Genomic DNA, 12,980 nt, shown 5'->3' with positions numbered 1-12,980 from the left:
CGCGTGGAAAGTGGCTTGGAATTTGTAAAAAGCATAGTCAAAAACCGCACCACTTCCCTACGCAGGTATGAACCTGTTCAGGTAATGAGGGTCTAAAAGTCGACACTTTTATCTCAGCCCTTTTAAAGGACTCCCCTAGTGGATCAAACATATAATGTTGTACCTCTATCTTAATCAGGAATTGTTCATTGGTCAAGGGTTCATTGCAACTCTAATTGGGCTCTAAGTCCTGCTACATACTCCCGGGAACCTGACACAAGCACGCGGTCTCCGCTTCTGAGCGTCGTATCTCCGTGCGGTACTAAGCTGTCTACCCCTCTGAAAATACGGACAAAGACCAAATCACCGATAAACGGAAATTCCCTCAGCATGACATTATGATATCGATGATTGTTCATTTGAATTTGATACAAGGAAGTATCCTCATTTGTTAACAATCGAATCGCATCTGGTGCTTCAATCAAGGCTCTTAGCACCGTTTTAGATGATAGGAAATTCGAAAACGTATCAATACCCGCTTCCTTCAATGTCAGCTCTGCCTCAGCTTTGTTGACACTAGCAATGACTTGTTTCGCTCCTTCTTCTTTTGCAAATAAAGCAATTTCCTTATTTTGCGTCTCGCTGCCTGTTGCTACGACTAGAACATCCTCCCGGCCGATGCCTGCCTTTCTCAGCGTCTCATCGTCGTACTCTTCAATCGCTTCAACTTCAAAGATCGAATCGGCAAGCAGTGCTTCTTTATTTTCTTGAAACACATGCAAAATACGGATGTCATATTCATCCTGATGCAAGTCAAGTGTCACAGGTAAAGTCAGCTGGTTTGCGCCAATAAAGGTCACACGTTTTTTTTGATTCGCTTCTTGTTCTTTTTTAAACAGCACTTTAAACCAAACAGGCGTTAAAATACTCGTCAGCACAGCGACTAAAATCAGTGCGCCTGACATTTTATGATCAATGACACCGAGCCGCTCCCCAATCGTCGCAGCTGCAATGACGAGTGATAACGTCGATGTTAATAAAAAGCCGGAGCCGATGACTTTTTTCATGTCATACCATTTTTTCAAATAAAGAATTGGAATTAGCTTACTAAGCAGTAATGCAATAAACAATAGCGGAATCATGATCATAATGGTTGGGTCCTTGAACAGCGCCCATATATTCAAGTCCACACCGACCATCACAAAAAAGATCGGGATTAAAAATCCGTAACCAAATGAGTCCAGCTGCTGAACAAGCTCTTTATTTGGCGAAAGAAGGGACACGAGCACGCCTGCTAAAAACGCCCCAAGAATATTTTCAGCACCTAGTGATTCAGATAAGGCAACTAAGACTATAATGAGAGTAAAGATTGCCCTTGTCCCAATTTGCACCGTTCCTTTTGACATGGACTGAAAAATGGATTTTGTCTTAAATACTCGGCCAAATAAATAAAGAAGAATGCCTGCTGCAAATAATAATAGCAGAAGCCACATGTTCCCTGTTCCATCGCCATAAATGGAGGAAAACACAGCCAGTAAAATCATTGTCACCAAATCTGCAATGACGGCCACAAGCAGAATGATTTGACCAATATTCGTCTGCATCAACTTTTCCTCTTTTAAGGTTGGAACCACTACACCTAATGAGATGGTGGAAATGATGAGTGTCATTAAAAAGGCATTTTCAATAAACCCTGCAAGTACAAACGCATAGGACAGGATAAAGGAAATACAAAATACCCCAAGAAAAATTATGGTGGCTGCTTTAAACGTATTTGGTTCTTTTAAACCATTTGGAAGTTCTCGTGCTTTCTTCTTTGATTCAAAAGAAGAAAAATCTATTTCAAGTCCACTTAAAAACATCAGAAAAATAAAACCGAGCATGGATAACGTATCTAGCCATGCATCATGTTCGACAACCAGTTGAAACCCGCTTTTTCCAATGATGAGCCCCATGATAATTTCAGCGACAACGACCGGAATGGTCAACTTAAATCGGTGCAATAAAATGGGGGTGAAAAAGGCGACAATAATAACGACAACGAGTGATGAAACAGATGTATGCTCCATTGGCTAAAGCCTCCTAACATTGATGTTTAATCTTTTAAGTCTTACGTTAAAGCATTGATTCTAACAATTGCCTAAATGAAATGAAAGCCATTCGTTATATGTTCTAAAATTCAAACTTCTTTATACCCGATGAATGGATGAGAAAGATCAGGAGGAAACCTTATGAAATTCGATATCATTGGTGATATCCACGGCTGCTACGAAGAGCTGCTTACCCTCATATACAAACTAGGATACGAACTCAAACATGGATTACCCGTCCATCCTGATAAGAGAACGCTAGCACTTGTCGGTGATTTAACAGATCGAGGCCCTCAATCAGTAGACGTGATGCAATTTGTCATACATGCCTATTCACATGGAGCGATCCGTTACGTGCCTGGAAACCATTGCTTTAAGCTTTATCGCTATTTGAAAGGAAATCCCGTTAAATTACTGCATGGCATTGAAACAACAGTGAACGAAATAAAAAAACTGCCGCTTCATGAAAAAAACAAATTATCACATGAATTTAAACAGTTATTTGAGAAGGCTCCGCTTTATGATGTGCTGATTCCAGATGAGCTGATCATTGCACACGCAGCGATGAAGGAAAAGGATATTGGAAAGGAGCCGAATAAACAGATGCGATCCTATCTATTATTTGGTGCTGTCACAGGAGAGACTTGGCCAGATGGACGACCTGTGCGGAAGAATTGGGCAAAGGAATATGAAGGGAAACCGTGGATTGTTTACGGTCATACACCGGTGAAAGAACCTCGATTCGTTGGCAAAACAGTCAATATTGATACAGGCTGCGTTTTTGGAAATCAGCTGTCGGCTCTTCAATATCCTGAGCTTGAAACTGTCTCTGTCCCTTCATCTATGCCTTATGATGATTCTAGATTCCAGCATTTCACATCATAAAAACCCGGCCCTGCTTTGCAGGTGACCGGGTTTTCATTGTTTAAAGAAGCAGTGCCTTCATGTCAGCTGGCAATGGAGCCGAAAATGTCATTTGCTCACCTGTCATTGGATGAGGAAAGATAAGGGTTTCACTATGCAGCGCCTGCCGGTCTATCCGCTCGCTCGTTCCGCCATACAGCGTATCACCGATGAGCGGATGACCAAGATATTGCATGTGCACACGAATTTGATGTGTTCTTCCAGTTTCAAGTACAAGAGACACATCCGACATGTTCAAATCAGCGTCTACCTGTCGTACTGTATAATGCGTCACTGCCTCCTGGCCAGCCTCATCGACCATGCGTTCAATGATACTATCCCCTTTTCGGGCAATTTTTGCACGAACGGTTCCGTGCTTTTGTGCAATTATGCCCTGTGTAAAAGCTCTGTACGTTCGCTTGACCTCCCCTTCTTTTTGCGCTTTTGATAAAAGGCTGTGTGCAAAGCGATGTTTGGCGACAAGCATCACGCCAGATGTATCACGATCAAGACGGCTCACCAAATGAACCGTCAGCCGCACAGACTGCTCAGCATAATGGTAAAGCAGACCATTTGCAATACTATGCTCAGGATGCTCTCTAGAAGGAATGGATGGGATATATGGCTTTTTATTCAGCACAAGCACATGCTCATCCTCAAATATAATATCCAGCGGAATCGGAGCTGGTTTTAGACCTTCACTCACTTTTTCCTCAGGAAATAAAATGGTGAGCCTGTCTCCCTCGTGAAGCTCGTATCTCACGGTGACATGCTCTCCATTAATCAGCAGATCACCGCCATCAAATTTAATATCCGTCAGCATTCTTTTTGAAATGCCAAGATCAATTAAAAAGTCCTTTAAGAGCAGCCCCTTTTCTTTGGCTGTCATGGTTTTGGTTAACGTAAAGTATTCCAGCGAGAACGACCTCTTTCTTATTCTCCTTTTCCGATAAAGGAATCTTGCACCCTTTTCCAAAACGGAAATGGTCTAAATCGGGCAAAACGAACATTCTCGTCTGCCACCCGGCATTGAATAGATTTAACATCTTTATGAAGCAGCGACAAATGATCAATTGTTACCTGAAAATCAACATCATTAATTGGTTTGATTACACAAGTATGGTGGTCTGGCAAAATCAGCGGTGAACCGACCGTACGGAATACTCTGTTGTTGATTGAGGCCATTTCTGCCAGCTGAATGGCTCTAATGGAAGGATGGATAATGGCGCCCCCAAGTGCTTTATTATAGGCCGTACTGCCAGATGGCGTAGACAAACAAAGACCGTCTCCTCTGAAAGTTTCAAAAAGCTGACCCCTAATTTCAACATCTGCCACAAGCGTACCTTCCATACTTTTAATCGTACATTCATTCATTGCTAAATATTTCTCTTCCCGGCCGCCATCGTTGTATCTGACGATGACTTCAAGAATCGGATATTCCACAATATGATAAGGTGTTTTGGCAATCGCTAGGACAAGCTTTTCGATTTCACTTGGCACCCAATCAGCATAAAAACCAAGATGACCTGTATGAACACCAACAAAAGCCGTTTCATTCAGGCGGTTGCTATAGCGGTGAAAGGCATATAAAAGGGTTCCGTCTCCTCCAACAGTAATGACAAGATCCGGTTCCTCTTCATTTAATTCCATTCCAAAATCCAATAAGTAGGTCTGAATTTTATTTTTGAGTGTGTCAGATACAGAATTCCCTTTCGAAGAAACTGCAAATTTCATGAATTCTTCTCCTTTTCCACCTTGCTGCTATGAGAGGGCAGCATCATATTTGATCAAGCTTAGGCTCAGCTATCGTTTTTCTTTTTCCGGGAAAATGCCACTTGTGCTTCTTGAATTTCCCCTCTGATTTCAGACATCTCATCATCAAGAAGAGATGCTGCCTCAGAAGCTCTTTGAAGGCGCAGTTTGACCTTCTCTGGGATATTCCCGCTATATTTATAATTCAGAGAATGCTCGATGGTCGCCCAAAAGTTCATAGCAAGCGTACGAATTTGGATTTCGACAAGGAGCTGCTTCTCTCCGTTGACTGTTTGCAGCGGATATAACACAACAAGGTGGTACGAGCGGTATCCGCTTTCTTTATGTTCTGCAATATAGTCGCGTTTATCTACAACCACAAAGTCTTTTCGTGACTGGAGCATTTTTTTCACAACTTGTATATCTTCTACAAACTGGCACATAATGCGAAGCCCAGCAATATCCTGCATGGTTTCAATCTCATGCATCGGGATGTTTTTACGCTTTGCCTTTTCTAATATGCTGGCAACGGGTTTCACTCGGCCTGTGACAAATTCTACTGGTGAATGGTCATCCTCAAATTCATACAGCTTTCGAATGCCTTTTAGTTTCACTTTTAATTCTTCGACTGCTTGTTTATACGGTGCGAGGAATTGATCCCATTGTTTTTTGTCCATGAAATTTCCCCCAATTCCAAATACCTAATTATTTCAGAGGAATGTGCTCTTCACTTTCTCTTCCATATCTCCGTAATTGGCATTGTCTTTAATATTGTCAATTAAATAGTTTAATTCCTGATGAAGTTGAATGAGTTCTAACGATTGTTCTTCCGCCGCCAAATAGACAGGGATGTCAAGATTCATTGCTTCTTTTAATGGAGCCCATGTATGTTCCCCTAAAATAAGATACATAAAAGACTCCTCGGTTTCGAGTATGTAAACGAACGCAAAGTGATCAGAATCAACAAGCATTTGTCCTGATGCTTTTGCTTTTTGAATTTGCTCCTCTGACTGGATCGTCAAAATCAGCCTGTCTTCTTTTAAAGTTGCTTCTGTGATTTCAATTCTGTTTTGCATCATGATCTCCTTTACAACAAAGTACAGCTTTATTTTATCATATCAAGTTCAATATTGATAAACCGAACTTTTTGCGAAAATGCCGTTTTCTTCTTTTATATGAACATTTCACACCATTCAGCCTAAATGTTGGCACATGTTAAAGGACTTAATAAAGAAAAAAACAGACTTTTACATAGAGAACACACATCATGTACAATATGAATATTTCCTCTAAATGAAAGGTTGATGTTAAAGTGGCACAGGAAATTGAAATCGAACTAAAGCAATTATTACTGAAAGAAGAATTTGAACAGCTAAAACAATATTTTCAATTGAAGGATGCTGATTTCCGCACTCAAACCAACTATTACTTTGATACACCTCAATTTGATATAAAATCTCAATTTGCTGCATTAAGGATGAGAGAAAAAGACGGCAAATGGGTCCTCACGTTAAAGGAACCACACGAGATAGGCTTGCTTGAAACCCACCAAACGATCGCTCCTCCTTCAAGCCTTGACGATTTTCAGCTACCAGAAGGCGAAGTGGCTGACAGGTTAGACCATCTGAACATTCAAAAGAATCAAATTGTGTATTTTGGTTCACTTGAAACGTCGAGAGCAGAAAAAATGATCAAAGAAGGCTTAATTGTTTTGGATCACAGCCGATATTTAACAGTAGAGGACTATGAACTTGAATTTGAAGTGAGCGACCTGGAAATCGGACAAACCGCATTCTCCGCATTGCTCCAAAAATTCCAAATTCCTGTACGAAACACGAAAAACAAAGTCGTACGTTTTTATGAAGAAAAAATGAAAACACAGAATAGATGAATTCCTTGAAGGAGGAACATGATGAACGTCAATCAACTTCAATCCTTTATGCAGCTTCAAGCGCTCAAAACGTTACAATCGGATAACGGGCAATCGCAAATGCCGACTGGCCAAGAATCGAGCGCTCAAGCTTCATTCCAGTCGCTTTTGCAAGATTTTTTAGGCGGATCAGAACTATCACGTCTCCCGCTCTCAATCTCTGCTTTTATGGGAACGGACCCATCAACGGCTCCGAACACACAATATGCGCGTACGAATCCATACCTATCTGCCATCGCCGGCAGTGAACAGCTTCAAGCCCAGTCTTTATATGCAGATGACGCTCAATTAAATACGGCGAATGGCATTGGAAACGTCTTAAACAACAGCTATGCGCCGCCGCTTCAAAAAGCGGTCTCAAGCGGTTCATCAAAAGAGGTGAATCAGATCGTGTCACAAATGGCTGAAAAACATGGCGTCCCAGAGAAGTTGATCCACGCTGTCATCAAGCAAGAATCCGGCTATCGCTCGAATGCTGTCAGTCATGCAGGTGCGCTTGGGCTCATGCAGCTCATGCCGTCTACTGCTAAATCACTTGGCGTGAGCAATGCCTTTGATGCGTCCCAAAACATTGAAGGCGGTACGAAGTATTTAAAACAAATGCTTCAGAAATATAATGGAAATGTCTCACTCGCCTTAGCTGCCTATAACGCAGGCTCAGGAAACGTAGATAAATACGGAGGCATTCCCCCATTTAAAGAGACACAAAATTATGTAAAGAAAATCACAGCTCAATATTATGCCTAAACCGAAGAGAATAACCTCTTCGGTTTTTTGTATGTCGCTTTTCACCCTTTTTTGACTGAATGTGTTATGATATGGTCAATTGATCACGGAACCCCTCTCTCTCTCTGTATTTCCAATAGGCCAAAGCGGTTTGTTTGTGGAATTGAGTTGAGGTTGTTAAAATAAGTATACAAGAATAGAAACAACAAAATAGAATAAACTGAATATCACTTTTGAAATAAATGAAATTCGCAATAGGGTGAGCCATCCTATTAGCTACGAGTAAAAGGAGTAGTCAACATGGTACAATCGTTTAACGCACCTTACGAAGCGGTTGGAGAGGAACTTCTATCGCAACTTGTTGATACTTTTTATGAAAATGTAAAGTGTCATCCCTTGCTTCATCCTATTTTCCCGGATGACTTAAAAGAAACAGCAAGAAAACAAAAACAGTTTCTAACTCAATATTTAGGCGGACCCCCGCTTTATACAGACGAGCATGGTCACCCCATGCTGCGGGCGAGACATCTCCCTTTTCCGATTACGGAGGAGCGGGCTGACGCATGGCTTGAATGCATGGAGGATGCAATGGATCAAGTAGGACTAACCGGCGATATTCGTGACTTTTTATTTGAGCGGCTTTCTCTGACGGCTCGTCATATGGTCAATCAAACACCTGAAAAGGACGGACGATCTTGAGCTGCAATCAGCACGATCAATATTTCTCACACTGTCACGGACATCCTCAAAAGCCGATTGAAATCTATGTATTCATTGATCCTCTCAGCCCAGACTGCTGGTTATTGGAGCCATCAATTAAAAAATTGAAGATGAAGTATGGCCGTTTCTTCACTTTACGAACGGTCACAAGTTCGAGTATTAATGCATTGAACCGGAAAAGAAAAAAGCATTTGCTGACAGAAGCATGGGGGAAATTTGCCACCAAAACTCAGACTAAAAAAGAACAAATGCTGTCTGAACAAATTGTGACATCACCTTATCTCGCCTCGCTCGCACTAAAAGCAGCTGAGCTTCAAGGCAGAAAATGTGGAATGAAATTTTTACGTCTCATTCAAGAATCCCTTTTTTGTCATCAGCAAGATGTCACAAGTGAACATGTCTTGCTGGAAAATGCAAAAAGTGCCGGACTGGACATTGAGGAGTTCCAGCGGGATATCCATTCTCAAAGTGCTGTCAAAGCATTACAATGTGATATGAAAATCGCAGCTGAGATGGACGTATCTGAGCTCCCTACCTTCGCGTTTTTTAATACGATTAACGGAGATGAAGGATTAAAGATTTCAGGTGCTTACTCTTATGATATATACGAGGAAATTCTCTTTGAAATGATTGGTGAAAAACCTACACCTTCAGAACGACCTCCGATTGAATGGTTTATTGCTTACTTTCAATTTGCCTCTGCAAAAGAGATTGCCGTAGTATATGACTTGACGCTTGAAGAAGTTGAACGAAAAATGAAGAAGCTGGCTTTCGCCAAAAAGGTAGAACGTGTACAAGTACATCAAGAAATGTTTTGGCGCTATAAAGAAGATGAAAGCCATTCAGATCTTGACGTCTACCGCTGTGAGAATGAACATGGGTGCTGACCCGTGTTTTTTCTTTACCTCACACAAGAACATTTGTTCTGTTTTTTTAACACGAAGAAACCGCGCCGGGATAAGCGCGGTTTCACTATGTCTTAACGACAACAAAGGGGATGGGAGAAATTTTTCACGGTCAAACAAAGGGGTAATGTTTGTATGTGATTAATTTCACATCTGTAGTATATCAAATTTTGTCGACTTATGACAACCGATATGCTATATGTTCATATTTTTGTCACAAAACATAAGAGGGTTGTCACTTTCATATAGTGAAAGTAACGAAAAAATGGAGGGATTTGCATGCGCAGCACAACCATTGGATTTGTTGCCATTGGCTTATGTTTCTTTTTAAATATATTAGGCTTAATGAAAATGCTGCCTCTTTATCTGACGTCTCCGCTCTTATTTGCTTCCATTTTCTTTACGCTCTATCGTATGAACCACCGTAAGACCTTTAAAGGATTTAAAGGTTGATGATGTGCAAGAACGACCTCCTCATGAGAAGAGGTCTCAGCGTGTAGACAAACCCTCGCATTCGGTGTCAGTCCTGCGTGCCGGTGCTCACGAATGTCAAATTCGCTCCGCTCCGGTACTCGTCCTTCCTAGACTTCAAAAGAAGACAAAGGGCTAAAATAAAGTTCATTTTAGCCCTTTGTCAACAATCTGCGACCTCCTCATGAGAGGTCTTTTTTTATGATCAGAAAAAAACTCCTGTCAAAAGATGAGCTTGCACTCACACGTCTGACAGAAGTCTTTTCATTACTCACCCGTTTTTGAGATGAGTTCTTCCATTTCTTTGAGTTTTTCTTCGAACAATTGACAAGCTGCTTCAATTGGTTCCTTAGATGCCATATCAACACCTGCTTTTTTCAGCACATTGATTGGGTAATCAGAGCTTCCTGCTTTAAGGAAATCTGTATAACGCTCCACCGCAGGTTTACCTTCTGCTAATATTTGCTTGCTTAATGCCTGCGCCGCACTATAGCCTGTCGCATATTGGTACACATAATAGTTGTAATAGAAATGAGGGATTCTCGTCCATTCTAATCCGATTTCCTTATCAACAACCATGCCGTCGCCAAAATATTTCTTATTCAGGTCGTAATAAAGGTTCGTCATGAACTCTGGCGTTAATGCCTCTCCTTCTTGCGCTTTCACATGAATAAGATGCTCAAACTCAGCAAACATCGTTTGTCTGAATACCGTTCCTCTAAACCCTTCTAACAAGTGATTTAACACATACAAACGCTGCTTTTTATCCTCTAAATGATTTAGCAAATATTCGCCTAGTAACGCTTCATTTGTTGTGGAAGCCACTTCAGCTACAAAAATACTGTAGTTTCCATAAGGATAAGGCTGGTGCTTTCTTGTATAGTAGCTATGGACAGAGTGCCCAAATTCATGAGCCAGTGTAAATAAATTATCAATATTATTTTGCCAGTTCATCAGGATATATGGATTGGTACCATAGCTTCCTGATGAATACGCACCGCTTCGTTTCCCTTTATTCTCATAAACGTCTACCCAGCGATTGTTGAGTCCTTCTTTTAACACGGACACATATTCTTCCCCTAATGGCGATAACCCTTTCAGCATATAATCCTTTGCTTCATCGTAGGTTAACTTCATGCCAGCATCTTTCACAAGTGGTGTATACAAGTCATAATTGTGCACTTCATCAAGCTTTAATACCTTTTTACGTAATTCAATATAACGGTGTAATAACGGTAAGTATTGATGAACTGTATCAATTAGATTGTCATACACTTCTTCTGGAATGCTATTTCTTGATAGTGCTGCTTCTCTTGCAGATTTGTAATTTCGTACTTTCGCATAAAAATTATCTTTTTTAATCGAACCGCTCAGTGTAGAAGCAAGTGTATTCTTATACTGATCATATGTTTTATACACAGCTTTGAAAGCATTCTTTCTCACTTCACGATCATCACTGTTTAAAAATGTGATGAAGTTGCCGTGGGTGATTTTCTTTTCTTCCCCATTCTCATCCTTTACAGAAGGGAACGAAATATCGGCATTGTTAAACATACTAAAAGTTGTGGATGAAGATGAGAGAGGTTCAGAGGCCTCAGCTAATAAAGCTTCTTGCTCCTCACTTAAAATATGTGGGCGCTCTTTGTTAATTTCTTCGAGAGCGTGAGAATAAAGTTTTAATTCTTCTTTTTCCAGAATAAATTGCTGCAGTTTATCTTCTTGAATCGATAAAATCTCAGGAACAATATAAGCAGATGTACTAGACAGCTGTGTAAATAAATTGGACGCCTTATCATTTAATGCCTGAAATGATGAATTTGTTGTATCTTCATCGTATTTCATGTGCGCATATGTATAAAGCTTGCCAAGCTTTTCAGAAAGTTGATCCTGAAATGTTAGGGCTTCATACAGGACATCAGCAGAATGAGCCAGCTTGCCTTTAAATTGGGCTAGCTTAGGAATTTCTTTTTTTACAGCTTCGAATTCCTTGCTCCATGAATCGACGCTTTCAAAAATATCTTCAAGACGCCATTTGTTTTCTTCTTTTACTTCGCTTCTGTCTGGTAAATGGTTGTTTTTGCTTTGTGAAGTCATATGAATCCCCCTTGCATGAGTTGTGTTAAACCAACCTTTCGGAAAGTGAAAGAAATTGGTGTTGTATTTATCTTCTTTGTTTTGAACTATATTTGTCAAATCATATGCAGAAATAAATACCAAACAGGCTAAAAAAATGAGAAAAAAGCGTTTCTTTCTATTCAATAGCAGCACCACCTTTTTCTTATCATGATCAAAGTGGGCATGAAACATGCTAATGAAATAAGAAAGCATCTCGTTTTAACACTTCATCTATTGTTCGGATTGGCATTTGATTCGACGTTACTTCATAATTACCCTCTTTCGTCATGTGTAAAAACCCTTGGCAGACAAGTACCTTTACATATGCGGTGATCACCTCTTTGACTTCTTTATTGAGACACCTGCATATCGGAGCTTCACTTCTTTTGCCTGCACACACCGATAGATTTCTTTTATTAGGTGTTGAATGGTCACTGGCCCTCTTCCTCTTTTTCTAACCATCCAATCATATAGACATCCCTGCCAGACATAAACGGGACTTGAAAAGATATACGCTTCTGTCAGCGGGATAAATAATTCAGATGGCAAAAACGGAAATGCCGTATGGTGATGCTCATAAAAAATGTTTCTCAAACGCTTACTTTCATTTGATAAAATGCCAGGAGGCCTCTGCCTAAATTGCTGAATACACCTAAGCCATTGCTTGTTTAATGGACGCTTGCTCAAGGAAGGATATAGAAGTGCCGAAAGTTGACGATATGCTGAAGGCGGTCTGACGGTCATTGTGGCACATATTTTCGTGGGCTGAAACACAAGGATTTGATCAAGATGGAGAAACATTTGCTGGATCGGACAGTAAAAAATCAGTCTCCTTTTCTTCGTTTGCCTTAAGATTCCCCAATGAATGGAGGAGAAAGAAAAGAGCTGGGTAGATGTTCTTTTTAAACGATTTGCACCTATGATCCATATAGGAAAGAGCCCTGCTGCACGGAGACCTTCTGTTCTTTTCCGCAGCTCTTGCTGCGAAATATTCGCACACTGAAATTCGATCGCATAGCCTGCATCACCTATAGCGACGGTCACATCAGGGCGCTGCTGAACCTTTGAAACATACTTCTCCATCACCGGTTCATGTCCAAGCCTAGTGAGCCAATCCTTGATGGCAGCCTTCCCCGCCTGATGATAAACCGTTTCGCCTGAAGCAGCTAACGGACATGCTGTCAGCTGTTTATGTGCAAAATGATAGACACGGTGCTCGCCTAACTTTAATTGCACCTCCTGCCTGCATTCAGGACAATAAAATTTACACGTAGCCCTTACATGCTCTAGCCGACTTTTCGTTAGATGATGTGTAATTCGTATAAGCTTCCCATTATCCATGATCGCTGCGTTCATTCATTTCGCCCCTTGCTCTTTGATGACCAGATT

At 40.8% G+C, this 12,980-nt stretch carries 13 protein-coding genes and 1 riboswitch; of the genes, 6 read left to right on the top strand and 7 right to left on the bottom strand.

Annotation, left to right across the window (positions count from 1 at the left end; translation table 11 throughout):
* Window positions 1–37 precede the first annotated feature (37 nt).
* Window positions 38–147: riboswitch (TPP riboswitch) on the bottom strand.
* A gap of 53 nt (window positions 148–200) precedes the next feature.
* Window positions 201–2,048: a monovalent cation:proton antiporter family protein gene (locus NPA43_RS05670; RefSeq protein ID WP_256499470.1), complete on the bottom strand. Its 1,848-nt coding sequence runs from the start codon at window positions 2,046–2,048 to the stop codon at window positions 201–203.
* 162 nt (window positions 2,049–2,210) lie between these two features.
* Between NPA43_RS05670 and prpE the strand changes: the two genes are divergently transcribed.
* Window positions 2,211–2,954 (top strand): bis(5'-nucleosyl)-tetraphosphatase PrpE, encoded by a 744-nt coding sequence (gene prpE / locus NPA43_RS05665; RefSeq protein ID WP_256499469.1) that lies wholly within the window; start codon window positions 2,211–2,213, stop codon window positions 2,952–2,954.
* Between the two features lie 40 nt (window positions 2,955–2,994).
* On the opposite strand, the gene NPA43_RS05660 is transcribed toward prpE, so the two are convergent.
* The 4 genes from NPA43_RS05660 to NPA43_RS05645 form a co-directional block, all read right to left on the bottom strand.
* Window positions 2,995–3,861: an RluA family pseudouridine synthase gene (locus tag NPA43_RS05660; RefSeq protein ID WP_256499468.1), complete on the bottom strand. Its 867-nt coding sequence runs from the start codon at window positions 3,859–3,861 to the stop codon at window positions 2,995–2,997.
* A 44-nt stretch (window positions 3,862–3,905) separates the two neighbouring features.
* On the bottom strand, window positions 3,906–4,706 hold the full coding sequence (locus NPA43_RS05655) for an NAD kinase (protein ID WP_008355343.1): 801 nt from the start codon (window positions 4,704–4,706) through the stop codon (window positions 3,906–3,908).
* Between the two features lie 65 nt (window positions 4,707–4,771).
* Window positions 4,772–5,401, bottom strand: coding sequence for a GTP diphosphokinase (locus NPA43_RS05650; RefSeq protein WP_099727579.1), 630 nt, complete (start codon window positions 5,399–5,401; stop codon window positions 4,772–4,774).
* 33 nt (window positions 5,402–5,434) lie between these two features.
* On the bottom strand, window positions 5,435–5,800 hold the full coding sequence (locus NPA43_RS05645) for a UPF0738 family protein (protein ID WP_099727580.1): 366 nt from the start codon (window positions 5,798–5,800) through the stop codon (window positions 5,435–5,437).
* A 236-nt stretch (window positions 5,801–6,036) separates the two neighbouring features.
* On the opposite strand from NPA43_RS05645, the gene NPA43_RS05640 reads away from it, so the two are divergent.
* The 5 genes from NPA43_RS05640 (at window position 6,037) to NPA43_RS05620 (ending at window position 9,458) form a co-directional block, all read left to right on the top strand.
* Window positions 6,037–6,615, top strand: a complete 579-nt coding sequence (locus tag NPA43_RS05640) for a CYTH domain-containing protein (RefSeq protein ID WP_099727581.1) — start codon at window positions 6,037–6,039, stop codon at window positions 6,613–6,615.
* Window positions 6,616–6,636: 21 nt separating this feature from the next.
* Window positions 6,637–7,401: a lytic transglycosylase domain-containing protein gene (locus NPA43_RS05635; RefSeq protein ID WP_099727582.1), complete on the top strand. Its 765-nt coding sequence runs from the start codon at window positions 6,637–6,639 to the stop codon at window positions 7,399–7,401.
* A 279-nt stretch (window positions 7,402–7,680) separates the two neighbouring features.
* Window positions 7,681–8,079 carry a globin domain-containing protein gene (locus NPA43_RS05630; RefSeq protein WP_099727583.1) on the top strand — a complete coding sequence of 133 codons (399 nt, stop codon included), beginning with the start codon at window positions 7,681–7,683 and terminating at the stop codon, window positions 8,077–8,079.
* Window positions 8,076–8,987, top strand: coding sequence for a ClpXP adapter SpxH family protein (locus NPA43_RS05625; RefSeq protein WP_099727584.1), 912 nt, complete (start codon window positions 8,076–8,078; stop codon window positions 8,985–8,987). Before NPA43_RS05630 ends, NPA43_RS05625 begins: the two co-directional genes overlap by 4 nt.
* 297 nt (window positions 8,988–9,284) lie before the next feature.
* A complete protein-coding gene (locus NPA43_RS05620; RefSeq protein ID WP_256499467.1) occupies window positions 9,285–9,458 on the top strand; it encodes a hypothetical protein in 174 nt (57 codons plus the stop codon).
* A 285-nt stretch (window positions 9,459–9,743) separates the two neighbouring features.
* Here NPA43_RS05620 and pepF read toward each other — a convergent pair whose 3' ends face one another.
* Complete coding sequence (gene pepF, locus NPA43_RS05615; RefSeq protein ID WP_305881449.1) at window positions 9,744–11,570, bottom strand: oligoendopeptidase F; 1,827 nt, start codon at window positions 11,568–11,570, stop codon at window positions 9,744–9,746.
* Between the two features lie 354 nt (window positions 11,571–11,924).
* On the bottom strand, window positions 11,925–12,947 hold the full coding sequence (locus tag NPA43_RS05610; RefSeq protein ID WP_256499465.1) for a competence protein CoiA: 1,023 nt from the start codon (window positions 12,945–12,947) through the stop codon (window positions 11,925–11,927).
* Between the last annotated feature and the right edge of the window lie 33 nt (window positions 12,948–12,980).

Origin of the sequence: Bacillus pumilus (genome assembly GCF_024498355.1) — a bacterium.
GTDB classification, from domain to species: Bacteria; Bacillota; Bacilli; order Bacillales; family Bacillaceae; genus Bacillus; species Bacillus pumilus_P.
The sequence above is the reverse complement of the archived record's forward strand: the minus strand, read 5'-3'. Positions and strand labels throughout refer to the sequence as shown.

What these genes read in the sequence shown, in the direction of transcription:
- prpE (WP_256499469.1), top strand. Translation starts at nt 2,211, where the DNA reads ATGAAATTCGATATCATTGGTGATATCCACGGCTGCTACGAAGAGCTG.
- NPA43_RS05660 (WP_256499468.1), bottom strand. Translation starts at nt 3,861, where the DNA reads ATGACAGCCAAAGAAAAGGGGCTGCTCTTAAAGGACTTTTTAATTGAT.
- pepF (WP_305881449.1), bottom strand. Translation starts at nt 11,570, where the DNA reads ATGACTTCACAAAGCAAAAACAACCATTTACCAGACAGAAGCGAAGTA.
- NPA43_RS05655 (WP_008355343.1), bottom strand. Translation starts at nt 4,706, where the DNA reads ATGAAATTTGCAGTTTCTTCGAAAGGGAATTCTGTATCTGACACACTC.
- NPA43_RS05650 (WP_099727579.1), bottom strand. Translation starts at nt 5,401, where the DNA reads ATGGACAAAAAACAATGGGATCAATTCCTCGCACCGTATAAACAAGCA.
- NPA43_RS05620 (WP_256499467.1), top strand. Translation starts at nt 9,285, where the DNA reads ATGCGCAGCACAACCATTGGATTTGTTGCCATTGGCTTATGTTTCTTT.
- NPA43_RS05670 (WP_256499470.1), bottom strand. Translation starts at nt 2,048, where the DNA reads ATGGAGCATACATCTGTTTCATCACTCGTTGTCGTTATTATTGTCGCC.
- NPA43_RS05630 (WP_099727583.1), top strand. Translation starts at nt 7,681, where the DNA reads ATGGTACAATCGTTTAACGCACCTTACGAAGCGGTTGGAGAGGAACTT.
- NPA43_RS05610 (WP_256499465.1), bottom strand. Translation starts at nt 12,947, where the DNA reads ATGAACGCAGCGATCATGGATAATGGGAAGCTTATACGAATTACACAT.
- NPA43_RS05635 (WP_099727582.1), top strand. Translation starts at nt 6,637, where the DNA reads ATGAACGTCAATCAACTTCAATCCTTTATGCAGCTTCAAGCGCTCAAA.
- NPA43_RS05645 (WP_099727580.1), bottom strand. Translation starts at nt 5,800, where the DNA reads ATGCAAAACAGAATTGAAATCACAGAAGCAACTTTAAAAGAAGACAGG.